Raw genomic sequence first — 24231 nt, forward strand, 5'->3', positions numbered from 1 at the left:
TCCTCAGCCGACAGCCGTGAAGATGTCGATCGAACCGGACTTGAGCGTCACGATGGCGCGCTTGGTGTCCTTGCGCTTGCCGAGACCGAACTTGGTGCGACGGGTCTTGCCCGGGCGGTTCAGCGTGTTGATGCTCGCGACCTTGACGTCGAAGATCTTCTCGATGGCGAGCTTGATCTCGGTCTTGTTCGAGCGGGGGTCCACGATGAACGTGTACTTGCCCTGGTCGATGAGCGCGTAGCTCTTCTCCGAGACGACCGGCGAGATGATGACGTCGCGCGGGTCCTTGTTGAAGCCGCTCATGCGGTGATCTCCTTCGCGGTCTTCGACGCGATGAAGGCGTCGAGGGCGCTCTTGCTGAAGACGACGGCGTCCGAACGCAGCACGTCGTAGGCGTTGAGCTGGCCGTACGAGAGCGCGTGGACGTTCGACAGGTTGCGGATCGACTTGAGCGTCAGCTCGTCGTCCGTCTCGAGCACGACGAGCACGTTCTTGACGGGCGCGACCTTCTCGAGGAGCGTGCGGGCGGTCTTGGTCGACGGCAGTTCAGCCGCGACGAAGCCCTCCACAGCGGAGATGCGGCCACCGCGGGCGCGGTCCGAGAGCGAGCCGAGCAGAGCAGCGGCGATCATCTTCTTCGGGGTGCGCTGCGAGTAGTCACGCGGGGTCGGTCCGTGGACGACGCCACCGCCGGTGTGCTCCGGAGCACGGACGGAACCCTGACGGGCGCGACCGGTGCCCTTCTGCTTGAACGGCTTGCGACCGGCACCGCGGACTTCGCCGCGGTTCTTGGTCTTGTGGGTGCCCTGACGCGCGGCTGCGAGCTGCGCGGTGACGACCTGGTGGATCAGCGGGACGTTGGTCTCGACGTCGAAGAGAGCTGCGGGGAGCTCGACGGTGCCGGACTTGGCACCCGATGCGTCGAGGACGTCGATCGTGGTTGCGGTCGTGGTGGCCATGATCACTTACCCTTCACGGCGGTGCGGACGAAGACGGAGCGGCCACGAGCACCGGGGACGGCGCCCTTGACGAGCAGCAGACCCTTCTCGGCGTCGACGGCGTGCACCGTGAGGTTGAGGACGGTCACGCGGTCGCCACCCATACGACCGGCCATGCGCATGCCCTTGAAGACGCGCGACGGGGTCGAGGAAGCACCGATCGAGCCGGGCTTGCGGTGGTTGCGGTGCGCACCGTGCGAGGCACCGACGCCGTGGAAGCCGTGACGCTTCATGACACCGGCGAAGCCCTTGCCCTTGGAGGTACCGACGACGTCGACCTTCTGGCCCGCCGTGAACGTGCCGTCCACGGTGAGCTCCTGGCCGAGCGTGTACTCAGCGGAGTCGTTGGTACGGATCTCGGTGAGGGTGCGACGCGGGGTCACGCCAGCGGCCTCGAAGTGGCCAGCGGCCGGCTTGTTGACCTTGCGCGGGTCGATGGCACCGGCGGCGATCTGGATCGCCTCGTAGCCGTCGCGCTCAGCGTTGCGGATCTGGGTGACCACGTTCGGGCCGACCTCGATCACGGTGACGGGGATGAACTTGTTGTTCTCGTCCCACACCTGCGTCATGCCGAGCTTCTTGCCGAGGAGGCCCTTGACGGTCTTGGTTGAGTTCGCCATTGGTCAGCCCCCTTACAGCTTGATCTCGATGTTGACGTCTGCCGGCAGGTCGAGTCGCATGAGCGAGTCCACGGCCTTCGGCGTCGGGTCGACGATGTCGATGACCCGCTTGTGCGTGCGCTTCTCGAAGTGCTCGCGCGAGTCCTTGTACTTGTGAGGGGAACGGATCACTGCGATCACGTTCTTCTCGGTGGGGAGCGGCACCGGGCCGACCACGGTTGCACCGGCACGGGTCACCGTGTCGACGATCTTCCGGGCCGACGTGTCGATGACCTCGTGGTCATACGACTTGAGCCGGATGCGGATCTTCTGTCCCGCCATGTGTCTCTTGTCCTCTCTGCGCCGCGCACCCTCTGGCCGCCTGACGCCGCTCGGTTCCGCATTCCTGCGGACCGTGCTGTTTTCCTGAACCAACCGGCCGCATCCACTGGGGATGACCGCTGTTCACCTGTCAACCTCGCGGGCGACCGTGGCCGTCCAGCGTGGGCAATCGACTGCCTCGCGCTCCGGGCGCAGCAGTGGTACACCGCGTCCGTCACATCTCGGGGAGTCGTGTTCTGCTGCCTGCGGCCCAACCCAGCCCTGCTGAACAAGGGGGTTGTGCACTGCCAGAGCAGTGATCCTGTGGGCGTACACCCACGGGGAATTCGGAACCGGACAAGTCTCGCATAGCCCCGCCCCACGTGCAACCCGGGCGTGTCGCGAATTGCCGGGCGTGTCCCGCCGGCTCGGTTCCCCGGATCCACGCGGATCGGACGGCCTGGAGGCCCGGCTCGGCCCCGCAACGCGACGCACCCTCCGGACGGGGTCCGGAGGGTGCGTCGAGACGGGTCAGGAGACCGTCACTCGGCGGTCACCGGGGGCACGAACCACGGCGGGAAGACGGCCACTCGCGGAGCGTGTCCACCGTGGTCGGCGAGCACGGCGCGGACGGTCTGCCGGGCCTTGTCGTTCGGCACGCCGATGACCGCGACCGACGTGAACGGGACACTCGGACCGGCGAGCAGCTCGAGGCCGTGCATCTCCGGGTCCGTGAAGTCGGTGCGGCGGATCAGGTTCGTGCCGGCGTCCGGGCCGACGGCGAACCGGACGTCGTCGGCGTCGGCGTCCTGGTCGGCGACGATCACCGAGGCACCGAACGCCGAGACCGGCACGACGAGCACGACGTAGTCGATCGCCCGGGTACGGCGGGCGGCGTCCGACCAGCGCTCGCCCTCGGCGCCCGTGCGGAGCTCGTCCCAGCGGGTGGCGTCCGGCGACAGCGTGAACGGCACGTGGCCGGCGATCGAGGAGCCGTCGGGCGCCTCGGCCTCGGCACGGGCGGCGCGGGTCTCGGCGGAACTGACGTCCACGACCGGCTCGGCCTGGTCGGACGCCAGGATCGCGCCGGCACCGACGATGCCGTCGAGGTTGTCGATGTGGGTGACGTGGTGGGCGCGGAGCGCTGCGAACTCACGTGCCTCGGGCAGGTCGGCGGACGACGAGCGGAGCGACGTCGGCGACCGGAGCGACGTCCCGGGGCCGGAGGCCGGCGGGTCGACGCGCAGATTGGTGGTGATGCGGGTCCGGCGGGGGGCCGGGGTGGCTGGAATCTCCGACGCCTCGCGCTGCCGGGGTGCGCAGATGTCGCAGAGCTCGGTGGGGAATCCGTGGATGCACTCGTCGGTCACGACTGTTGTGGGTCCTTCCGTGCCGTGTGGGGGTGGTCCGGCACGTCGACCAACGCTACGTCATCCGGACGGCCCCCGGGTCATTGTCGGTAGAGCAGTGCCCGGACCTCGGCCTCGGCGGACGCCAGGCGGTTCGGGTCGATGGTCTCCCCGTGGTCGTACGCGTCGAGCAACCGGGGGTCGATGTAGCTCTGTCGGCACACCGTCGGGGTGTTGCCGAGCTCGTCGCTGGCGGCCTTCACCGCGTGCGAGACGGCCTTCTTCCGCTTCGCCTGGGACGACTGCGGTCCGGTCTTCGCCAGGTCGACCGCGGCCGCGACCGTCCCGTGCAACGTCCGGAAGTCCTTCGCGGTGAACTCGTCGCCCGCACGTTCCTTCACGTAGGCGTTGATGTCCTCGGCGGAGAGCGGCTCCCACTCCGCCCCACGGCGCTCGCGGAACGAGAGCAACCGCGCGTTGGGCCCGCGACGCTTCATGCCGGCGATCACCCGCGCCAGGTCGTGGTCGTGGATCGACGACGACCACTCCTGCCCGCTCTTGCCGGGGAAGTCGAGCTCGATGTCGTCGCCCGACACGTGCGCGTGCGCGCAGAGCAGCGTGGACAGGCCCCGACTGCCGTGCTCGGTGGCGTACCGCTCGGACCCGACCCGGAGGGACCCCTGGTCGAGCATCCGGAACGCTGCGGCCAGCGCACGGCGGCGGTCCGGCTCGGGGCGACGGAGGTCCTGCGTGACGCCGCGGCGGGCGACCGGCAACGACTCGGCCAGTGCCAGCGCACGGTCGTACTTGATCCGGTCCATCCGTTCGCGCCAGGACGGGTGGTACATGTACTGGCGACGTCCCGCGCCGTCCGTGCCCGTCGCCAGGATGTGGCCGTTCTCGTACGGCGAGATCCAGACGTCGTCCCACGCCGGCGGGATCACGAACTCCTCGAGCCGACGGCGCTCGTCCGGGTCCGTCACGGTGTTGCCGTCGGGGTCGCGGAACGAGAAACCGCGTCCGGAACGGACGCGGTGGTAGCCGCGACCAGAGGTCGCGGATCTGCGGAGGCGTGTCACGACGTCGAGCCAACTCCGTGACGCCTGTGACGGGTCACGGGGCGGTCTGGAGGACCGTGGCGGGCCCCGCCCCGGTCCTCCTGTCCGGCGCCCTGTACGCGCGCCAGGGGCCGAACACGACGAAGCGGGGCCGGGCCCGAAGGCCCGACCCCGCTGTCGCAAGGAACCGGAGTTACTTGATGATCTTCTCGACCGTACCGGCACCGACCGTACGACCACCCTCACGGATGGCGAAACGGAGGCCCTCTTCCATGGCGATCGGCTGGATCAGCTCGACCGTCATGGCGACGGTGTCACCGGGCATGACCATCTCGGTGCCCTCGGGCAGCGTGATGACGCCAGTGACGTCCGTGGTGCGGAAGTAGAACTGCGGGCGGTAGTTCGCGTAGAACGGGTTGTGACGCCCACCCTCGTCCTTGGTCAGGATGTACGCGTTCGCCTGGAACTCGGTGTGCGGCGTGACCGAACCCGGCTTCACGACGACCTGGCCGCGCTCCACGTCCTCGCGCTTGAGGCCACGGATGAGCAGACCGGTGTTGTCACCGGCGACCGCCTGGTCGAGCAGCTTGCGGAACATCTCGATGCCCGTGACGGTGGTCTTCTGCGTCGCGCGGATGCCGACGATCTCGACCTCGGCGTTCAGGTTGAGCGTGCCACGCTCGACGCGACCGGTGACGACCGTGCCACGACCGGTGATCGTGAAGACGTCCTCGATCGGCATCAGGAACGGCTGGTCGGTGGCGCGCACCGGGTCCGGCACGTGCTCGTCGACCTGGGCCATGAGGTCCTGGACCGACTTGACCCACTTCTCGTCGCCCTCGAGCGCCTTGAGCGCCGAGACCTGCACGACGGGGGCGTCCTCGTCGAACTGCTGCGAGCCGAGGAGCTCACGGACCTCGAGCTCGACGAGCTCCAGGATCTCCTCGTCGTCCACCATGTCGGACTTGTTCAGTGCGACGACGATGTAGGGGACGCCGACCTGGCGGGCGAGCAGCACGTGCTCACGCGTCTGGGGCATCGGGCCGTCGGTGGCGGCGACCACGAGGATCGCGCCGTCCATCTGTGCCGCACCCGTGATCATGTTCTTCACGTAGTCGGCGTGACCGGGGGCGTCGACGTGCGCGTAGTGACGCTTCTCGGTCTGGTACTCGACGTGCGAGATGTTGATCGTGATGCCGCGCTGGCGCTCCTCGGGAGCGTTGTCGATCTGCGCGAAGTCGCGGGCCTCGTTGAGGTCCGGGTACTGGTCGTGCAGAACCTTGGTGATCGCCGCCGTGAGCGTGGTCTTGCCGTGGTCGACGTGACCGATGGTTCCGATGTTGACGTGCGGCTTGGTGCGCTCGAACTTGGCCTTGGCCACTGTGGGTCCTCCTCAGGACTCGGGAGCGTCACCCCCGGCCGGCCCTGGATGGGCTCGGAACCGTTGGTGCGCGGTGTGTGTCTGTACTTTACTTGGTGGCGAGGGGCCCGTCGCCGGGCGCCCCCGCCTGTGGAGAAGCGCTGAGCGCTACTCCCCCGCGTTCTTCGCGATGATCTCCTCGGCGACCTTGGCCGGGACCTGGCTGTAGGTCTCGAAGGTCATCGAGTAGACCGCACGACCAGAGGTCTTCGACCGCAGGTCGCCGACGTAGCCGAACATCTCGGACAGCGGCACGCTCGCGCGGACCACCTTGACGCCCGAGGCGTCCTCCATCGAGGCGATCTGGCCACGACGGGAGTTCAGGTCACCGATGACGTCGCCCATGTACTCCTCAGGAGTACGGACCTCGACGGCCATGATCGGCTCGAGGATCGCCGGACCGGCCTTGCGAGCCGCTTCCTTGTAGGCGATCGAGCCGGCGATCTTGAACGCCATCTCGGACGAGTCGACGTCGTGCGCCGCGCCGTCCTTGAGGATGGCCTTCACGCCGACCGTCGGGTAGCCCGCCAGGATGCCGACCTGCATGGCGTCCTGGATACCGGCGTCGACCGACGGGATGTACTCGCGCGGGACACGGCCACCGGAGGTCGCGTTGACGAACTCGTAGACCTTCTCGCTCGTGACCTCCATCGGCTCGAGCGCGATCTGCACCTTCGCGAACTGGCCGGAACCACCGGTCTGCTTCTTGTGGGTGTAGTCGTAGCGCTCGACGATCTTGGTGAGCGTCTCGCGGTAGGCCACCTGGGGCTTGCCGACGCTCGCCTCGACGTGGAACTCACGCTTCATGCGGTCGACGAGGATGTCGAGGTGGAGCTCGCCCATGCCCTTGATCGTCGTCTGACCGGTCTCGGCGTTGAGCTCGACGCGGAACGTCGGGTCCTCTTCGGCGAGCTTCTGGATGGCCGTGGAGAGCTTCTCCTGGTCAGCCTTCGTGTTCGGCTCGATGGCGACCTCGATGACCGGCTCCGGGAACGTCATCGACTCGAGGACGACCTGGTTGGTCGGGTCGCACAGGGTGTCACCGGTGGTGGTGTCCTTCAGGCCGATGACCGCGTAGATGTGGCCAGCGGTCACGTTGGCGACCGGGTTCTCCTTGTTGGAGTGCATCTGGAAGATCTTGCCGATGCGCTCCTTCTTGCCCTTGGTCGAGTTGATGACCTGGGCACCGGACTCGATCGAGCCGGAGTAGACGCGCACGTAGGTCAGACGACCGAAGAACGGGTGCACCGCGACCTTGAACGCGAGGGCCGAGAACGGCTCGGACGCGTCGGGCTTGCGGATGATCTCCTTCTCCTCGTCCTTGACGTCGTGGCCGATCATCGGCGGCACGTCGAGCGGGGACGGGAGGTAGTCGATGACGGCGTCGAGCATCGGCTGGACACCACGGTTCTTGAACGCGGAACCGCAGAGGACCGGGTAGAGCGTGCTGCTCACCGTGAGGGCACGGATGGCTGCCTTGATCTCGGCGACCGAGAAGTCGGTGTCGCCCTCGAGGTAGCGCTCCATGAGGACGTCGTCCGCCTCGGCCACGCGCTCGATGAGCTTCTCGCGGTACTCGGCGGCACGGTCCTGCAGGTCAGCCGGGATCTCTTCGATCTCGTACTTCGCGCCCATCGCGACGTCACCCTTGGCGTCGCCGCGCCAGGTGAGTGCACGCATCTGGACGAGGTCGACGACGCCTTCGAACGAGCTCTCGGAACCGATCGGCAGCTGGAGCACGAGGGGCTCCGCACCGAGGCGGTTCACGATGGTGTCGACGGTGTAGTAGAAGTCGGCGCCCAGCTTGTCCATCTTGTTGACGAAGCAGATGCGCGGGACGTCGTACTTGTCGGCCTGACGCCAGACGGTCTCGGACTGGGGCTCGACGCCCTCCTTGCCGTCGAAGACGGCGACCGCACCGTCGAGGACGCGGAGCGAGCGCTCCACCTCGACCGTGAAGTCCACGTGACCGGGGGTGTCGATGATGTTGATCTGGTTGTTGTCCCAGAAGCAGGTCGTCGCGGCCGACGTGATCGTGATGCCGCGCTCCTGCTCCTGCGCCATCCAGTCCATCGTGGCAGCGCCGTCGTGGACCTCACCGATCTTGTGCGTGATGCCCGTGTAGAACAGGATGCGCTCGGTCGTCGTGGTCTTGCCGGCATCGATGTGCGCCATGATGCCGATGTTGCGGACCTTGTTCAGGTCGGTGAGCACGTCCTGTGCCACAGGGTTCCTCCGGAAGAGTTGTAGGAGAGGTTGGCGGCCGTCCGGGCGCCGGGGTTCTTGACCACCGGCGTCCGGACGGTGCCGGGACTACCAGCGGTAGTGGGCGAAGGCCTTGTTCGACTCGGCCATCTTGTGCGTGTCCTCGCGGCGCTTGACCGCGGCACCGAGACCGTTCGACGCGTCGAGGATCTCGTTCATGAGACGCTCGGTCATCGTCTTCTCGCGACGGGCCTTGGCGTACGAGGTGAGCCAACGGAGCGCGAGGGTGTTCGCGCGGTGCGGCTTGACCTCGACCGGGACCTGGTAGGTCGAGCCACCGACGCGGCGGCTGCGGACCTCGAGGGTCGGACGGACGTTGTCGAGCGCCTTCTTCAGCGTCACGACGGCGTCCTGCTGGTTCTTGGCGGAAACGCCCTCGAGTGCACCGTAGACGATGCGCTCGGCGAGGCCCTTCTTGCCGTCGAGCAGGATCTTGTTGACGAGCTGGCTGACGATCGGCGCACCGTAGACCGGGTCGGCGACGACGGGACGCTTGGGGGCGGGACCCTTACGAGGCATCTAACTCAACCCTTCTTCGCGCCGTAGCGGCTACGAGCCTGCTTACGGTTCTTGACTGCCTGGGTGTCCAGGGCGCCACGGATGATCTTGTACCGCACACCCGGGAGGTCCTTCACACGACCGCCACGGACGAGCACCATCGAGTGCTCCTGGAGGTTGTGGCCCTCACCGGGGATGTAGGCCGTGACCTCAGTGCCGTTCGAGAGCTTGACACGAGCGACCTTGCGCAGTGCCGAGTTCGGCTTCTTGGGGGTGGTGGTGTAGACGCGGGTGCACACACCACGCTGCTGGGGGTTCGCCTTCAGGGCGGGCGCCTTGGTCTTGGTGACCTTCGGCGTACGACCCTTGCGAACCAGCTGCTGAATAGTAGGCAACTGTTCTCCTGGTTCTTCGCTCGTGCTCTCTGGCCGGCGCGTTCCGCCGGCTTCCTCGTCCCACGCTGAGCACCGCCGGACGGCGGGTGTTCGAGTGGGGGACGGAGTGGTCCGGCTGGGCGATCCCGCTCGCCGGACTTTTCGGGCGCGCCCGAGGGCGCACACCCGGTAGAGACTACCCGCGTAACGGGACGAAATCAATCCGGGTCACCCCGGGAACCGACACCGTCATGAGCCGGTGTCGGAGGACCCGTTGCCCACCGCCGAGCGGAACGTGGCTCCGTCGCTCGAGAAGCCGGTGACGTACCCGCTCGCGTTCACGTTGAGCGGCCCCGCGGACGCCGTTCCGGTGCCGGCAGCACCCGAGATGTCGGCCGTGTACTTCGCCCGGCCGGGCGCCGTCGTCGTGATCAGCCAGCCGTTCGTCGTCCAGCTGCCGACCCGGACGGTGGGCCGCGTCTCGAGTGTCCACTTCTGGTTCGAGTACGTGTACGCGGGGTTCTGCCCGTACGCGTAGAAGCTGCACCCGGCGGGGGCGGCGTCGGTGGATGCGATGCAGCCGTCCACCCAGTCGTCCACCGCTCGCTTGGCGGCCTGCTGCCCGGCGGTGGTCAGGGTCGTGGTCATCTGCACCGGGGTCGAGGTCGACCGCCCGAACCCGCTGACGCTCGCCGATCCCCCACTGGCCGTGGTCCACTTGCCGCCGTCGAAGGCGACGTCGTAGGTCCCGGGCAGCGCGCGGAGGCTCACGGTGCCGTCCTTCGCGGTCTTCACCTTGCTGCCGGCGACGGTGACCGCTGCGCCGGACGGCCCCCGCACGGCGACGTCGACCGAGCCGAGCTCGGGGGCCTGCAGCTCCCAGATCGGGAACACGCCCCAGTCCGTCCCGGTCTTGTCCAGCGTGAAGGTCGCGGCGACGTCCTGCCCGCCCTGACGCAGGTACGCGCGGACCGTCGCGGTGTCGCCCGCTGTCCGCGTCGCGGCGACGCGGTAGCCGGTGACCTTGTCCGATGCCTTCGCGTAGGCGGCTTCGCCGAGAAGCACGTCGGTCTTCTCGGGATCGATGCCCGCGTCGTCGAGGGCGTCGGCCACGCGTCCGGCCGTCAGGTCGTCGAGGAACGCCCGCACCGGACGGTCAGCAGAGTGGGAGGAGGAACCGATCGAGTACCCGACGACCCCGGCGACGAGCAGCAGGACGACCGCGGTGCCGCCCGAGACGATGCCGATGAGCTGACCACGGCGGAGCTTCCGGCGAGGACGCTGCGGCACCGGTCCGGGCATCCCGGGGAATCCGGGGGCTCCTGCAGCGGACGTTCCGTCGGTGCCACGGATCGAGTCCACCGGCGGGACGGCGCCCCAGCCGCCCTGCTGGTCCGGATCCTGCGCGTGCTGGTCGCTCATCGTTCCCCCGTTGCGTGTGCGTCGTGCCCTGCGAACACTACCGTCCGGCGGGTTCCTCGCCCGCGTTCGTCCGGTCGTGCCCGGAGCGCGCGACAGGCCCGTCCGGACGCGTCGCGGCAGCGCCCGAGCCGCCTGCGGTCCGCGCCTGGTGTCGGGCCGTCGTGATCCCGCCGAGCACCGACAGGAGCGCCACCACGACGGACCCGACCACGAACGGCCCGAGGGCGTACCCCGCGGGGAAGACGAGGAGCTCCGTCGCGTCCGAGCGGACGAGCGTGTAGCCCACGGCCCCGACGCCGAGCATGACCAGGTAGACCGTCGCCGCGGCCACCAGGGCCGTCACGCCGGGGTTGCCGTCCCGCGCACCCGCCACGGTCGCGAGGAAGACCACCACCGCGGCGCCGACCACCATCGCGGGCCCGAGGAACGGGGTGGCGTCGGGCTGCGAGATGACCTCGACGTCGGCGAGCAGGGCTTCGAAGCCCGTGACGGCGATCACGAGCGCGATGAAGAGGACGGACGTCATCGTCGCGATCAACCACCGGGACATACGCCGATCGTATCGCCGTCCGGCTGGTCAGCGAGCGGGTTCGGCGTGGCCCGTGTCGTCGGCGTGCTCGCGACGGTCCGCCCGGTCGGACTGCTCCTGCGCGGCGGCGACCAGGGCGAGCGCGATCGTCGCCGTGATGATCGGGACGGTCTCCGTCATGGGGGCGGGCGCCTCCGGCACTGCGGCGGGTGCGGCATCCGGCATCGTCGCGTCCGTCGGGTCGTCGGACTGGAGGCCCGTGGCGGCGTCCGCCTCGACGGTGCCCTCCGGCTCGTGGTCACGCAGCGCCGGGCCGATGACCGGCAGGACCCCGGTGGTCGCGGCCGGTTCGGCGTGCAGGACCGGCGGCTCGGTGGACACGGATCCGTCGCGCTTCGCCGCGCGACGCGCTCGGCCCATCTTCACCAGGACCACGACGGCGACGATCGCCCAGATCCCGTTGACGATCGTCGAGGGGACGGCGTGGTGCGCGGCGACGTTGATCGCCACCGCGAGGCCGCCGACCAGGTTGAACAGCTGGTAGAGCGGACCGTTCGAGATCTTGCCGGTGGAGAACAAGATGTAACCGGCTAGAACGGTTACGGCACCAAACCAACCCAGGAATTCCACGATTCCGACCAACACGCGCGACTCCGGGCACGACGAGGAACGGCCGGTTCGAGCCGACCGTTCGAGCGGGGATGAACAGCCGCGATCACGGCGTCAGGTGCATCGTAATCACAACGACGGGTGTCGCGGAAGTGGGGTCGGCGTGGCGTTGCCGACCCCGGTCTGTGGGGCGGGTTCAACCCTTCGCGGCGGTGTCCGACCCGGCGGTCAGGACGTACACGTAGCCACCGAACGTCCACGTCGTCGCAGCCGCCGCGGCGGGGTCGGTCGAGTCCTGCGAGACGGAGGAGGACACCGTGGTGACGAGGAAGAGCCGAGCGCCGTCCTGCATGCCCCCGACGAACGACAGGGCCTGGTCGAACGACCCGTCGACCGACACCGAGACGGGGATGGCCGAGAAGTTGGCGGCCGAGATCGCGGGATCGGTCAGCGGTGCCGTCGCTTCGTCGGTCGCACCGGTGGTCGGTTCGGCGGTCGCGCCATCGGTGGCTTCGGCCGCCGCGTCGGTCGCGGCGGCGGGTGCGGTGTATGCAATAGCGTCCGAGGTCGTGATCGCCGACACCTTCACGCCCGCCTTCGCGGCCACGCTGTCGACCGCGCCGTAGAAGGACGACATGCTCGCGCTCGAGGGCACCGAGGCGGTGAGCGCGGCGAGCTCCGCCTTGAGCTTCGGGAGGGACTCTGCCCGTTCCTTGAGCCGTGCGAGCTCCGCCGCCGTCGTCCGGTTCGTCGCGTCCACCGTCACCTGGTCGGTGCGGTCGCTCGCGGCCTGTGCGAGATGTGGCTGCACACCGAGGAAGAACCCCGCGAGCGCCACCACGACCATCGCCACGACGGCGAGGAGCATGTTGAGTCGGTTGCGGGTCATCTCACTCGCCCTTGTCCTGGTACTTGCCGTCGAAGGCGGCCTGGTCGACGTGGATCGTCATGTTCACGGTGTAGGTACCGGTCGTCGGGTCGAGCGTGACCGAGTTCGCGGTCGCGTCGACGAAGCCCTTGAGCCCCTTGACGGCATCGAGCCACGACGGGACGGACGGCAGCGTCGGACTCTGCGCGTCGATGGTCAGGGTCGCGACACGCTGCCCCTGGAGCGGGGTGTCGGCCTGCGCGTAGGTCTCCAGCGGCGTGGCGGAGTCGATCGCGACGCCGGTGATCTCGACGCCCGCGGGGAGCGACGCCTTCAGCGAAGCGAGGTACGGCTGCCAGGCGATCTCCGTGGCCCCACCGACCGACTGCGCGGCTTCACGCAGCGCGGTACCGGCTTCCGTGTCCCGGACCTCGCGGTAGTTCGCCTGCTGCTGCAGGAGCGACAGGGTCTCCTCCTGCGCGTGGGTCAGGTCGTCGTGGGCCTGGCTGGACAGGAGGCTGGCGCCGGCGGTCGCGATCCCGACCACGATCGCCACGAGGACGACGCCGGCCCACATCCGACGGACGACACGGCGACTGCGTCGGTCGGCGAGGACCTCGGTGGGCAGGAGGTCGACGCTGGGGCGGCCCCCGACGACGATCTCGTTGGGGGCGGTGCGACGCTGGCGCTTGACGCGCTCGGCAGTCTCGGCGGCGACACGCAGGGCGGGGTCGGGCGCCGCTCCACGGCGGCGGCTCCGTCCAGCACGCGAGGGCTTCGACCTGGTCGTCTGGCTCATGCTGCCTTCCCTCCCGCGGCGAGTCCCCATGCGACCGCGATCGATGCCCCGTGTGCGTGCAGGTCTTCGACCCGGATGGACTTCGCGAGCGCGACGTTGGCGAACGGTGCCCCGAACCGGACGGGCGTCCGGGTGAACTCCGAGAGCGCTGCGGCGAAGCCGGGCAACGCAGCTGCACCACCGCAGAGCAGGATCTCGCCGACGGGTTCGGCGGGGTGTGTGTTGACGAAGTAGTTGACGGTGTTGCGGAGGCTGGAGAGCAGTTCGCCCATCGTCTCGCGGACCGCCGCCACCGCGAGTGCGTCGTCGCCCGTCCGCGCACGCTCCGGATCCATGCCGAGGTGGCGCTTGACGGCTTCGGCCGCTCCCTCGTCGATCGTCAACCGACCGGCGAGGAGCCGCGTGATGTCGTCACCACCGGTCGGCACGATGCGGACGAACTTCGGGACGCCGTCGGTGACGATGACGACGGTCGTCGTGTTGCCGCCGCACTCGACGATGGCGACCGTGCCCGACCGGTTCGCCGGCGCCAGCACGCGTGCCAGGGCGAACGGGATGAGGTCGACGCCGACCGGCTTGAGGCCCGCGTTCTGCACCGCGCGGATGTTGGCGAGCACGGCGTCCTTCACCGCGGCGACGAGGAGACCGCTCACGGTGGGGCCGTTCTCGCCCGTCTCCTCGCTCGTCGGGTAGAAGTCGAGGATGGCGTCTCCCACGGGCACCGGGAGCATGTCCTGCACCTGGAAGGGCAACGATTCGCGGATCTGCGCGATGGGGGCCTTCGGGACCGTCAGGTCGCGCGACAGCACTCGCTGGTTGCCCATGCCGAGCACGACGTCCTTCGAACGGAAGCGCCCCAGCGACCAGAGCTGTCGGAGCGCGCCCGCGACGGTGTTCGGCTCGAGCACCTCCCCCTGCTTCGTCGCGCCCGGGGGCACGGGGACCTCGGCGAACCGCAGGATCGTCGGCCTCGGCTTGTCGGCGTCCTGGACCTCGACAGCACGGATCGCGGCGGCGCCGATGTCGACGCCCACGATGCTCTTCGACATGGGTGGTCCTTCCGTGACCGTCTTCGGGTCGGTCTGGTGGGTCAGCGCGCGACGAGGCGTCAGGCGAGTCCGAGGAGGCGCAGGTAGCCGTCCCAGGCGGGGGCACCGACGGCGATGCCGAGCCAGGCACCCGCGAGCATCCAGGGGCCGAACGGGATCCCGCTGCGACGGCCCGCCCGGCGCACGACCAGGAGGACGACTGCGAAGGTACCTCCGAGCAGGAACGCCGCGAAAGAACCCACTGCGAGGGGTCCCCATCCGAGGTACGCGAGCACGAGGCCGAGCACGCCGGCGAGCTTGACGTCCCCGAGCCCCATCCCGCCGGGCACGGCCAGCGCGAGCGCGAGGTAGGTGCCACCGAGGACGACCAGGCCGATGAGCCCCCGGAGCGCGGCACCCCAGTCGCCGGACACCGCCGACGCCGCCAGCAGGAGCACGGGCAGCACGATGTAGGCCGGCAGCACGATCCGGTTCGGCAACGTGTGGGTGTCGAGGTCGATGAGCGTCAACGAGATGCTGATCGCCATCAGGTACAGGAGTGCGACGAGCAGGATCGCAGCGCGGATCGTTCCGGGGACGCCGTCCGGTGCCGCCAACGTCGACCACGATGCGAGTACCGAGAGCAGGGTCACCGCGACGAAGAGGAGGCCCGTGGCGGCTTCGACGAGCGGGTACCGGGCCGAGATGGGCGCGCCACAGTCGCGACACCGTGCACGCAGGACGAGCCAGGAGACCACGGGCACGTTGTCGCGGCGACGGATCTCGTGGCCGCACCCGGGGCAGGAGCTGGCCGGCACGACGACGGACGTGCCCGCGGGCACCCGGTGGACGACGACGTTCAGGAACGACCCGATCGCGAGGCCGAGCACACCGACCAGCACGGCGACGAGGGGCGTCACAGCGGCGAGGGAAGACACGGTCACTTCCCCGTCGGGGAGCCGTCGGCGCGGAACGCCGTGGCCGACTCGGTCTCGGTCGTCACGCCGTACGTCGTCGACACGGGCTGCAGGAACTTCGGCGGGGCCGAGGTCTTCAGTCTGGTGTCGTACGCGTACGCCTTCGCGTAGCCGGTGAGGTACGAACCGTACGAGGTCCGCACCGAGCCGCGGAACTGCTGCGCGATCGAACCGTAGATCGTCAGGATCCCGAGGTTCGACCCGAACGCGCTGTTCTGCACGTTGAAGGTGCCGAGGTTGCTCGCGATGGCGGCATCGATCTCGATGTTCCGGGTCGGGGCGAGGTTGGCGGACGAACCCGACGAAGTGGAGCACGTGCTGCTCGTCCCGGAGGAGCACGAGATGGGGTTGTGGACGGACACTGCTCGCTGCCCCACGAGGCCGAGCATGTCGTCCGAGCCACGCCCGTTCTGGTAGACGATGCTCCCGGTCACGTAGACGAAGTTCTCGGCGGCCAGGGTCATCTGCCCTCCGAACGAACCCGACACGAAGACGTCGCCGTTCCGGCATCCGTAGTACCCGGAGTCACCGAGGCTGCCGGTGAACTCGTTGCTGTTCGGGTAGCCGAGTCCGTTCCCGTAGTCAGAGGTGGTCTTGCCGCTGGCGTCCTTCACGTTCTGCTGGCAGTAGACCGGCGAACCGGCGTTCACGGTCCCGTTCACGGTCCCGCCCGGGGGCGGTGTCGTGTTGGGCGCCCAGTAGTTGGGGTCTCCGCTGGCGCTCGGGACCGTCTGCACGAAGACCAGGTTCGACGGCAGGGTCGGGATGACCGCTCCCGCACCGGTCAGCGCCGAGACCGATCCACAGAGTGCGTCGTTCGTGCTGCCGCTGGTGATCGTGCCGTTCGCGGCGCCGGAGAGCTGGGTCTTCTTCGTCCACGGTGAGACGACGCGCATCTTGCCGCCGGACAGGAAGGTGATCGACGTCGGCCCGGTGTAGATGCAGCCGGGCTTCGCGACCTTGTCGGGGATGTCCGTCCGTGCCTCCTGCTTCATGTTCGCGTTCGTGCTCGGCATCGGGAGGGTGCCCCTGTTCTGGATCAGACCGCCGTTGAACTTCGTCGAGGTCCGGCACGACGAGTCGACCTTCGTCTCCTTGCTCGTGTAGAAGAAGTCGGCTGCTCCGGTGTCGTACACGGCCTGGTTGAACGTCGCACCGCAGGCGGTGATGACGTCGTTCGTCCGGACGGGGCCGTCGAGCGTGTCACCCGCTCCGAACTGCACCGCGTCGCAGCTGGTGTAGTAGTTCCAGTTGCTGTCGTTGCGGTGCGCCGAGGTGCACCGCGTCGTCGTCGCAGCGCCACTCGTCGTCGTGGTGGTCTCACCGGTGAGGCCGGGGTCCTGCGACTCGTAGTTCGTGAACCAGAGGTAGTTCACGAAGCCGTCACCGCGCAGGTCGACGACGAGCGTCCGGGTCGCGTCGTCCGCCTTGCCGGTGACACGGAGACGGACCTTGCCGGTGTTCGCGTAGGCGGAGTTGTCGACCTCGTACCGGTAGAACTGGTCGGTGCTCCCCACGACCGGCGCCCAGGTCCCGCCCACGGTCGTCCCGAAGGCCTTGTTCGCGGTGTCGGTGGAGTACGTGCTCTCGCCCGAGAACGGGGTCCGCACCCCGTACCTCACGTACGCGTTGTCCGCCGCGAGACGTCCCTGGTAGTCCGACAGGCCGGCGTACGCCGCGGCCATCGCCTTGTTGTAGTCGTCGTCGTTCGACGCCTTCGTCGCGCCGCTCGTCGCGGTCGCGACCACCAGCGAGAGCACGATCATGAGCACCGCGCCGAGGCCGATGACCGCGGCGAGCGCCACGCCACGTTCGTCGTCACGGCTGCGGAGGGCACGGACAAGTCGGATGAGCATCATGACTCCGTCGCTGCGCCGTAGTCGAGGTTGCGCAGGTTGATGTTCGCTTGGAAGGTGGTGTCGTTCGCGGTCGTCCCCGTCACGGATCCGACCGTGAGGGCCACGTCGACCGATCGGATCGAGTCGAGGGTTGCGGCTGTCGGGGTGACGACGCCACCGGCGGCGTTCCGGTAGCTGAACAGCGGGCTGGTGCCGGCGCTCGTCCGGATGACGTCGGCCAGCACGATGGTCTTCGTCGTGCCGGTGAACGTGCAGTACCCGTTCGCCGGGCAGTCGCCGCGCTGGAGCTGCATGCGGAGCTTCGTGCCCTGTGTGTCGATCGTGACCTTGGTGAGCCCGGCCCGGGACGTGGAGAGGTCGACGCCGGAGTAGAACCGCATGCTCGTGGCCGTCGCGCTCTCGAACGCCGCCAGGTTCGTCGTCTTCGTCAACTGCACGCGGGACGCTTCGCGCAGGTACCGGCTCACCTGCGTCATGGAGGTCGTGCCCTGCCGCGTGCTGTCGTTGACCGACGAGACCGTCCGCTGGGCCTTGATCATCGAGACGAAGAAGCTCCCGACCAACGTGAGCAGCAGTGACGTGACGAGCATCGCCACGAGGAGCTCGACGAGCGTGATGCCCCGTTGCTCCGAGTGGAGACGACGGATGATCGCCCGCATCAGCTGACCGGCCTGGGATCGACCATCACGGCACCGCTCCGGACGGCGCCGTTCGTGACCATCGCGGCGTTCTCGTTCGTGAGGGCGAGGGCGTTCGTGGTGGATCCGGCCGTGTCCCCGGAGTAGAGCTTCCACGTCCCCCACGGCAACGCGATCGACGCAGTGCCCGCTGCGAGCTTCGGGAACTGCAGGGTCATCCCTGCGGCGCAGCCCGGGTCGCCGTTCACGGGCGTCGTCGTCTTCGCGGTCAGGAACTTGCCCGCCGTCAGACCCGAGAGCTTGACCGCCCCCATCTGCACGGTGATCGTCGCCTTGTTGTTCAGGGGCTCCGAGGGTGTCCCGACCTTCGACTTCGCATTCGGGGTCGTCCAGGACCCCGGCTCCGGGCTGAGACAGGTCGACGACGAGGTACCCGACGCGTCGACGACGTACGACCCGGCGACCACCCGGTAGCTCCCGTACGGGAACAGCGACGCCGAGCTGGCGGTGTTCGTCAGTTGGGTGGTGCCGGAGGTCGGGTTGATGAGCGTCGTCGGCATGTTGGAGGGGAGCATCGCGCCCACGTCCGGCGTGGACGTGTACGTGAACGTGTACTTCGCTGCCACGTCGAAGCTGAACGCCGCAGCCCCGGAGGCGCCCGCAGCGACGGTGATCGTCTGCGATGACGGGCTGACCTGCTGGTTCGAGTCGACGTAGCCGCTCCGAGCGATCTTCACCGAGTAGGTGCCGGGAGCGACTCCGGAGACGTAGGTGCACCCCTCGGCGTCGGTTGCGGGCATGGTGACCCCGTCCGGGCCGGTGACGGTCGGGATGATCCCGGACACCCCGACGCCGTTCGCGTTCGTGACCCCGATCAGGATCGAACCCGTGCTGTCCGAGTTGATGTTCGTCAACGGAGCGATGGCGCTCGACATGGTGACCTGCTGCGAGCCGGACGACGATGCACTCGTCTTCCAGCTGACCGTGACGGTGACGGCTTTGTAGGACAGCACGCCTTCGCCGGTGCCGCAGGCCGTCGCGCTTCCCGAGGACCGGGTCCACGACACCTTGCGCGTGAGGGCGAACGTCTGGTTACCGACCTTCGGCGAATCGGTACCGCTCTTGATGTCGAAGATGCTGGGGAGGTCGCGGAGGCCGTCGATGTCCTCCATCGCGATCGTCGACGCGACCTCTCGAGCACGGGTGTCCTTCGAGAGCACGAGAGAAGCGGTGATGCCGGCGGCGATGCCGGCGGCGATCAGGGCGAAGATCGTCATGGCGACCATCACCTCGATGATCGTGAAGCCGTCGTCAGCCTCACGGGCGGAACGCAGTCGCTCGGCGATGCGCGAGATCATGTCGTCCCTTCTGCTGGTGGTGGGCAAGGGGGCACCAGGGCGAACTCGCCCTGGTGCCCCCTTTGCCCCGTTGGTCAGGATGCCTTCGTGAACACGCCCGCAGAGCAAGTTCCCTCGGCGACACCGGAAGCATCCGTCGCGCCGAAGGTCTTGCCGGTTGCCGTGCTCTTGCCCTGGATGCAGAACGCGGACTTGTCGGCGTTCACCGTGTAGGTGAGCGTCGTGTCCGTCCCCGCGGTACTTCCCGCAGCCTTGTACGGGTCTGCCGCGAACTGGGCGGCGCTGATCGAAGCGGGAAGCGTCCCGGCGTCGGACTGCGTGACCACGGTCACGACGGCGGTCTTCGCGTTGGAGATGTCGGACTTGACAGCCGAGTTCTTCGCGTTGTTCTGCACGCTGATGTACACCGGGATGGCGATCGCGGCGAGGATGCCGATGATGATGACGACGACGAGGAGCTCGATGAGCGTGAAGCCCTTCTCGCCGTCCTTCAGAAGACCCTTGCGGCGAGCGTCGAGCTTGCCCATGAGAGCGAAGTACATGGTTTTTCCATTCTGCGGGGAATGTCGGGGAAATGGGTTCGGGGCTTGCTCGGCCGCCGCAGATCAGCGTATTGGGGACGCATCGAGCGGCCAATCCCGAGAACGGGGGCCATGCTGGGCGCAAAACACCCCCAGTGCGGGGGAGGGTCGATATCGACAATGCCCCCGCATGGGGGTGGAATGACTAGGAAGCGTTCTGCACGACGTTGGTGATCTGGAAGATCGGCATGTAGAGCGCGATGATCATCCCGCCCACCACCACCCCCAGGAACGCGATGAGCAGCGGCTCGATCAGCGAGGTCAGGGCGTCGGTGGTCGCCTCGACTTCGGCGTCGTAGAACACCGCGATCTTCTCGAGCATGATCTCGAGGGAACCGGCGTCTTCACCGACCGCGACCATTTGCGTCACCATCGGCGGGAAAACAGATTGTGCGGCGAGCGGAACCGCGATGGATTCGCCTTTCCGCACGGCCTCGGCGACATTGTCGAGCGCACGCTTCACGACGAAGTTGTTCGACACTTCCCCGACGATCCGCAATGCCTGCAGAATGGGAACACCCGCGCCGATCATGTTCGAGAAGTTGCGCGCGAACCGAGCAATGACGATCTTCTTCTGCAGCGGGCCGAAGACCGGCAGTTTCAAGGTGATCGGATCGATGAACGCCCGGACGCGTTCGGTGTTCTTGTTCGCCCGCCACCAGAGCCACGCCAGCACGACGACGATCGCGAGCGGGACCGCGACGTACCGCATGGCGTGCGAGAGGGAGACGAGGATCTGCGTCGGCAGCGGGAGCGTTCCGCCGAGCGACGAGAACATGTCCTGGAAGATCGGGACGATGAAGATGAGCATGATGGCGACCGCCACCAGTGACATCACGAGCACGACCACCGGGTAGGTCATCGCCGACTTGATCGTCGAGCGGAGCTTGTGCTCCTTCTCGAAGTTCGTCGCGATGGAGTCCATGGCCTGGTCGAGGAAGCCGCCGGTCTCCCCCGCGCGGATCATGTTGATCATGATCGGCGGGAAGTCGACCGGGTACTTCGCGACGGCGTCGGAGAACGAGACACCGCGCTCGACGTCGTCGCGGACCTTGCCGAGGATGTCCTTGAGCTTCTTGTTCTCGGTCTGGTCGGACAGGATCGTCAGGGTCCGCAGGAGCGAGAGCCCCGAGGTGAGCATCGTCGAGGCCTGCCGCGACATGATCGCGAGGTCCTTGAGCCCGACGCCCTTCTCGAACCCGGGGATCTTGATCTCGGTCTGCAGCCCGGTGCCGGCCTTCGCCTCGGTGATGGCGATCGGTGAGACGCCCATCCCCCGGAGGCGCTGGACGACGGCCCCTTCGGACGCGGCGTCGAGGCGGCCCTTGACGAGCTTGCCGGCGCCGTCACGCCCGCGGTAGTCGAACGCGAGTGACATCAGTAGCCTCCGGAGAACTTGTCGCCGAAGTCGATGCCGCTGGCGGCGATCGCGGCGGCCGAGGAGTCGGACGGGGACTCGACGCGCTGGACGAGCCGGTCGAAGCCCTCTTCGTCGTGCACCTTCTCCATCGCGGCCTTGCGCGAGATGGTGCCGACGTTGACCAGTTCGGCGAGGTCCTGGTCCATGGTGTGCATGCCGAGGTCACGGCCGGCCTGCATGGCGGAGGTGATCTGGTACGTCTTGCCCTCGCGGATGAGGTTGCCGATGGCCGGGGTGATCGTCATGATCTCGGTCGCGACGACCCGACCGACGCCGTTGGCCTTCGGGACGAGGGTCTGGCAGACGACGCCCTGCAGGGTGGCCGCGAGCTGGGTGCGGATCTGCCCCTGCTGGTGCGGCGGGAAGACGTCGATGACGCGGTCGATCGTGCCGGGTGCGCTCTGCGTGTGCAGGGTGGCGAACACCAGGTGGCCGGTCTCGGCGGCGGTGAGCGCGACGGAGATGGTCTCGAGGTCGCGGAGCTCACCGATCAGGATGACGTCGGGGTCCTGCCGTAGCACGTGCTTGAGCGCCGAGGCGAAGGAGTGGGTGTCGGCGCCGACCTCGCGCTGGTTGATGATCGACCGCTTGTGGTCGTGCATGAACTCGATCGGGTCCTCGACCGTCACGATGTGGTCGGCACGGCTCTCGTTGACCAGGTCGATGAGCGCGGCGAGGGTGGTCGACTTGCCCGAGCCGGTCGGGCCGGTGACGAGGACCAGGCCACGGGGCAGGCCGGCGAAGTCACCGACGTGCGCGGGGATGCCGAGCTGCTTGAGCGTCTTGATCCTGGTGGGGATGATGCGGAACGCCGCACCCCAGTTGCCGCGCTGCTGGTAGTAGTTCACGCGGAAGCGGTACTCCGGCGACAGCGAGTACGCGAAGTCGAGTTCCTGGTCGTGGTCGAACTGCCCGGCCTGTTCGACGGACAGCAGCGTCTTGAGTGCCGCGATGACCTTGCCACGCGACCATGCGCCTCCGGGCACGGCCGGCCGGAGCGAGCCGTCGACGCGGACGGTGGGCGGGGCGTCGGCCGTGACGTGCAGGTCGGAGGCCCCCTGGTAGACGACCTGTGCCAGTGCGGTGATGAGGTCGGGGTCGGCGACCTCACGCGCGTGCCGGGCGAAGTCGATGTCACCGGCCGACGCCGCGGCGGGGGCGGGAACCGGAGCGGGTGCCGCCGGTGCGGCGTGGTGGGCGCCGCTGTAGGCGATGGCCGGCAGCTGCTGGGTCGCGGGCTCGGCGTACCCGTAGATGGCGGTCGAGGACGGCACCGCGGCGGGCGGCGTCGCCGGAGCGGTGGCGGACTGTGCCACGGGCGCAGCGACCGGACCACCCACGGGCCCGGCAACCGGGCTGGCCACCGGCGTGCCGGTGGGCGCGGGCCACACCGCCGAGTCGTCCGTCAGGTCGTAGACCTGCTCGGGCGGGGCGGCAGCCGCCGCGGCCAGACGCGCGGCACGGCGGGAGCCGACCTCGGCGCCGGGGGTGCCGGGGTGCCATCCGGCGACGGGCTCGTCGCCGGGCATGGTGATGTCGTACACGGAGTCGGTCATCTGCTCGTCCTGTTCCCCGGTCACGCGACGACGCGCAGGATCTCGTCGACGCTCGTCATGCCGAGCTTGACCTTCTCGAAGCCGTCCTGGCGGAGCGTGAGCATGCCCTGCTGCTGGGCGACGCGGCTGATCTCCGCGCTCGAGGCGCGACCGACGGCGAGCCGCTCGATCTCCTCGGTCACGGTCATGACCTCGTGCAGGGCGATGCGGCCGCGGTACCCGGTGTTCGAGCACACCGCGCAGCCGACCGGGGCGAAGAACGCGGGCATCTCGTCGCCGGGGGCCAGGAACCCGAGTGCCTGGAGCTGCTCGATCTCGTACACGGCGGGCGCCTTGCACCGGTCGCACAGTCGGCGGGCGAGTCGCTGGGCGACGACGGAGTCGAGGGCGGACCCGACCAGGAACGGCTCGATGTCCATCTCGGTCAGGCGGGTCACGGCCGACGGCGCGTCGTTGGTGTGCAGGGTCGAGAGCACGAGGTGCCCGGTGAGCGACGCCTCGATCGCGATCTGCGCGGTCTCGTGGTCGCGGATCTCGCCGAGGAGCACGACATCGGGGTCGGACCGGAGGATCGAGCGGAGCGCGGACGCGAACGTCAGGCCGGCCTTCGGGTTGACCTGCACCTGGTTGATGCCGGCCATCCGGTACTCGACCGGGTCCTCCACCGTGATGACGTTGATCTCGGGCTTCGCCACGGCGTTGAGGGTCGTGTACAGCGTCGTCGACTTGCCCGAACCGGTGGGACCCGTGACCAGGATCATGCCGTACGGCTTCGAGTAGGACCGCTGGTACGCCTGGAAGTTCTGCTCGAGGAGGTTGAGGTCCTTGAGGGTCAGCGAGGTGTTCGTGTTGTCGAGGATCCGCATGACGACCTTCTCGCCCCACACGGTGGGCAGCGTCGCGACGCGGAGGTCGATCTGCCGGCCGCCGTGCCGCACGGACATGCGGCCGTCCTGCGGCTTGCGACGCTCGGCGATGTCGATGTCGCTCATGATCTTCAGGCGGCTGATCACGCCGTTCTGGATGTTCTTCGGCGCCGGCGCCATCTCGTGCAGCACGCCGTCGATGCGGTACCGGATCCGGACCTCGTGCTCGCCGGGCTCGATGTGGATGTCGGACGCGTGGTCCTGGATGGCCTGCGACACGAGCAGGTTCACGAAGCGGACGATCGGGACGTCGTCGAGGGCTCCGTCGGCGATGTCGACCTGCGCCTTCGAGGTCGTCGACGCTTCTTCTTCGAGCGACGACGTCAGGTCGTTCAGCTCGTCGTCGGCGCGCAGGTACCGGTCGAGGGCAGCGACGAGGTCGCGCTCCTCGACCTGCAGCGGCTTGATCGCCCGGCCGGACGCCGTCCGGGCGTCGTCGATGGCGAGCACGTTCGTCGGGTTCACCATCGCGAGGATGAGCAGGTCGCCCTCGAACCCGACACCGAGCACTCCGTGGCGACGGCACAGGGCGGCCGGCAGGATCGACACCGCGGTGCCGTCGACGGGGTAGTCGCTCAGCGGGACGGTGCGGGAGTTGTTCGACGCGGCCCGGGCGGTGATGAACTGGGCCTCGCTCACGACGCCCTGGTCGACCAGGCCGCGGATGGCGCGCTCGTCGAGGTCCTCGTCACCCGTCATCGCATCGAGGTGCTCGATCGGCAGGGCGCCGTTCAGGATGAGGATCTCGGACAGGGTCGCCATGAGTCCCGTGCCTCCTT

Annotated in this window: 24 protein-coding genes; all 24 read right to left on the bottom strand. The window is 68.4% G+C overall.

Translation table 11 applies throughout. From position 1 onward, the window contains the following. Positions 1-3: 3 nt before the first annotated feature. Complete coding sequence (gene rplW / locus FFG40_RS01840; RefSeq protein WP_027466729.1) at positions 4-303, bottom strand: 50S ribosomal protein L23; 300 nt, start codon at positions 301-303, stop codon at positions 4-6. Further along, on the bottom strand, positions 300-959 hold the full coding sequence (gene rplD / locus FFG40_RS01845; protein ID WP_027466730.1) for a 50S ribosomal protein L4: 660 nt from the start codon (positions 957-959) through the stop codon (positions 300-302). Before rplD ends, rplW begins: the two co-directional genes overlap by 4 nt. 2 nt (positions 960-961) lie before the next feature. Continuing rightward, positions 962-1618: a 50S ribosomal protein L3 gene (rplC, locus tag FFG40_RS01850; protein WP_027466731.1), complete on the bottom strand. Its 657-nt coding sequence runs from the start codon at positions 1616-1618 to the stop codon at positions 962-964. 12 nt (positions 1619-1630) lie between these two features. Then, positions 1631-1939 carry a 30S ribosomal protein S10 gene (rpsJ, locus tag FFG40_RS01855; protein ID WP_017885534.1) on the bottom strand — a complete coding sequence of 103 codons (309 nt, stop codon included), beginning with the start codon at positions 1937-1939 and terminating at the stop codon, positions 1631-1633. A 521-nt stretch (positions 1940-2460) separates the two neighbouring features. Next, entirely contained in the window at positions 2461-3288 is an 828-nt protein-coding gene (locus FFG40_RS01860) for a DarT ssDNA thymidine ADP-ribosyltransferase family protein (RefSeq protein WP_138802052.1), read from the bottom strand. Between the two features lie 80 nt (positions 3289-3368). After that, the gene (locus FFG40_RS01865) at positions 3369-4346 is read right to left on the bottom strand and encodes a DNA topoisomerase IB (protein WP_027466733.1); all 978 of its coding nucleotides are present in this window, start codon (positions 4344-4346) and stop codon (positions 3369-3371) included. 172 nt (positions 4347-4518) lie between these two features. Next, complete coding sequence (gene tuf, locus FFG40_RS01870; protein ID WP_027466734.1) at positions 4519-5706, bottom strand: elongation factor Tu; 1188 nt, start codon at positions 5704-5706, stop codon at positions 4519-4521. A 147-nt stretch (positions 5707-5853) separates the two neighbouring features. Then, positions 5854-7971, bottom strand: coding sequence for an elongation factor G (gene fusA / locus FFG40_RS01875; RefSeq protein WP_027466735.1), 2118 nt, complete (start codon positions 7969-7971; stop codon positions 5854-5856). Positions 7972-8058: 87 nt separating this feature from the next. Continuing rightward, positions 8059-8529 (bottom strand): 30S ribosomal protein S7, encoded by a 471-nt coding sequence (gene rpsG / locus FFG40_RS01880; RefSeq protein WP_017885539.1) that lies wholly within the window; start codon positions 8527-8529, stop codon positions 8059-8061. Positions 8530-8534: 5 nt separating this feature from the next. Further along, the gene (gene rpsL, locus FFG40_RS01885; protein WP_017885540.1) at positions 8535-8903 is read right to left on the bottom strand and encodes a 30S ribosomal protein S12; all 369 of its coding nucleotides are present in this window, start codon (positions 8901-8903) and stop codon (positions 8535-8537) included. A 228-nt stretch (positions 8904-9131) separates the two neighbouring features. After that, complete coding sequence (locus tag FFG40_RS01890) at positions 9132-10304, bottom strand: hypothetical protein (protein ID WP_138802053.1); 1173 nt, start codon at positions 10302-10304, stop codon at positions 9132-9134. A gap of 37 nt (positions 10305-10341) precedes the next feature. Then, the gene (locus FFG40_RS01895; protein WP_138802054.1) at positions 10342-10854 is read right to left on the bottom strand and encodes a DUF6121 family protein; all 513 of its coding nucleotides are present in this window, start codon (positions 10852-10854) and stop codon (positions 10342-10344) included. 27 nt (positions 10855-10881) lie between these two features. Continuing rightward, positions 10882-11412 carry a hypothetical protein gene (locus FFG40_RS01900; protein ID WP_138802055.1) on the bottom strand — a complete coding sequence of 177 codons (531 nt, stop codon included), beginning with the start codon at positions 11410-11412 and terminating at the stop codon, positions 10882-10884. Positions 11413-11638: 226 nt separating this feature from the next. Further along, entirely contained in the window at positions 11639-12331 is a 693-nt protein-coding gene (locus FFG40_RS01905) for a hypothetical protein (RefSeq protein WP_138802056.1), read from the bottom strand. A gap of 1 nt (position 12332) precedes the next feature. Continuing rightward, a complete protein-coding gene (locus tag FFG40_RS01910) occupies positions 12333-13109 on the bottom strand; it encodes a hypothetical protein (protein WP_111123210.1) in 777 nt (258 codons plus the stop codon). After that, positions 13106-14158 (bottom strand): type IV pilus assembly protein PilM, encoded by a 1053-nt coding sequence (gene pilM, locus FFG40_RS01915; RefSeq protein WP_111123209.1) that lies wholly within the window; start codon positions 14156-14158, stop codon positions 13106-13108. Before pilM ends, FFG40_RS01910 begins: the two co-directional genes overlap by 4 nt. A 59-nt stretch (positions 14159-14217) precedes the next feature. Beyond that, the gene (locus FFG40_RS01920) at positions 14218-15057 is read right to left on the bottom strand and encodes an A24 family peptidase (protein ID WP_138802057.1); all 840 of its coding nucleotides are present in this window, start codon (positions 15055-15057) and stop codon (positions 14218-14220) included. A gap of 20 nt (positions 15058-15077) precedes the next feature. Next, positions 15078-16973, bottom strand: coding sequence for a hypothetical protein (locus FFG40_RS01925; protein ID WP_143882740.1), 1896 nt, complete (start codon positions 16971-16973; stop codon positions 15078-15080). Next, complete coding sequence (locus FFG40_RS01930; RefSeq protein ID WP_138802059.1) at positions 16970-17632, bottom strand: type II secretion system protein J; 663 nt, start codon at positions 17630-17632, stop codon at positions 16970-16972. The genes FFG40_RS01925 and FFG40_RS01930 overlap by 4 nt, the downstream gene beginning before the upstream one ends. Beyond that, positions 17632-18969, bottom strand: coding sequence for a prepilin-type N-terminal cleavage/methylation domain-containing protein (locus tag FFG40_RS01935; protein ID WP_138802060.1), 1338 nt, complete (start codon positions 18967-18969; stop codon positions 17632-17634). The genes FFG40_RS01930 and FFG40_RS01935 overlap by 1 nt, the downstream gene beginning before the upstream one ends. A gap of 74 nt (positions 18970-19043) precedes the next feature. Then, a complete protein-coding gene (locus FFG40_RS01940) occupies positions 19044-19511 on the bottom strand; it encodes a type II secretion system protein (RefSeq protein ID WP_138802061.1) in 468 nt (155 codons plus the stop codon). A gap of 184 nt (positions 19512-19695) precedes the next feature. After that, complete coding sequence (locus tag FFG40_RS01945; protein ID WP_138802062.1) at positions 19696-20928, bottom strand: type II secretion system F family protein; 1233 nt, start codon at positions 20926-20928, stop codon at positions 19696-19698. Next, the gene (locus FFG40_RS01950; RefSeq protein ID WP_313900815.1) at positions 20928-22526 is read right to left on the bottom strand and encodes a type IV pilus twitching motility protein PilT; all 1599 of its coding nucleotides are present in this window, start codon (positions 22524-22526) and stop codon (positions 20928-20930) included. Before FFG40_RS01950 ends, FFG40_RS01945 begins: the two co-directional genes overlap by 1 nt. Positions 22527-22546: 20 nt before the next feature. Further along, positions 22547-24214, bottom strand: a complete 1668-nt coding sequence (locus FFG40_RS01955; RefSeq protein WP_111234628.1) for a GspE/PulE family protein — start codon at positions 24212-24214, stop codon at positions 22547-22549. Positions 24215-24231: the final 17 nt, after the last annotated feature.

This window comes from Curtobacterium sp. KBS0715, from assembly GCF_005938005.2.
GTDB classification, from domain to species: domain Bacteria; phylum Actinomycetota; class Actinomycetes; order Actinomycetales; family Microbacteriaceae; genus Curtobacterium; species Curtobacterium flaccumfaciens.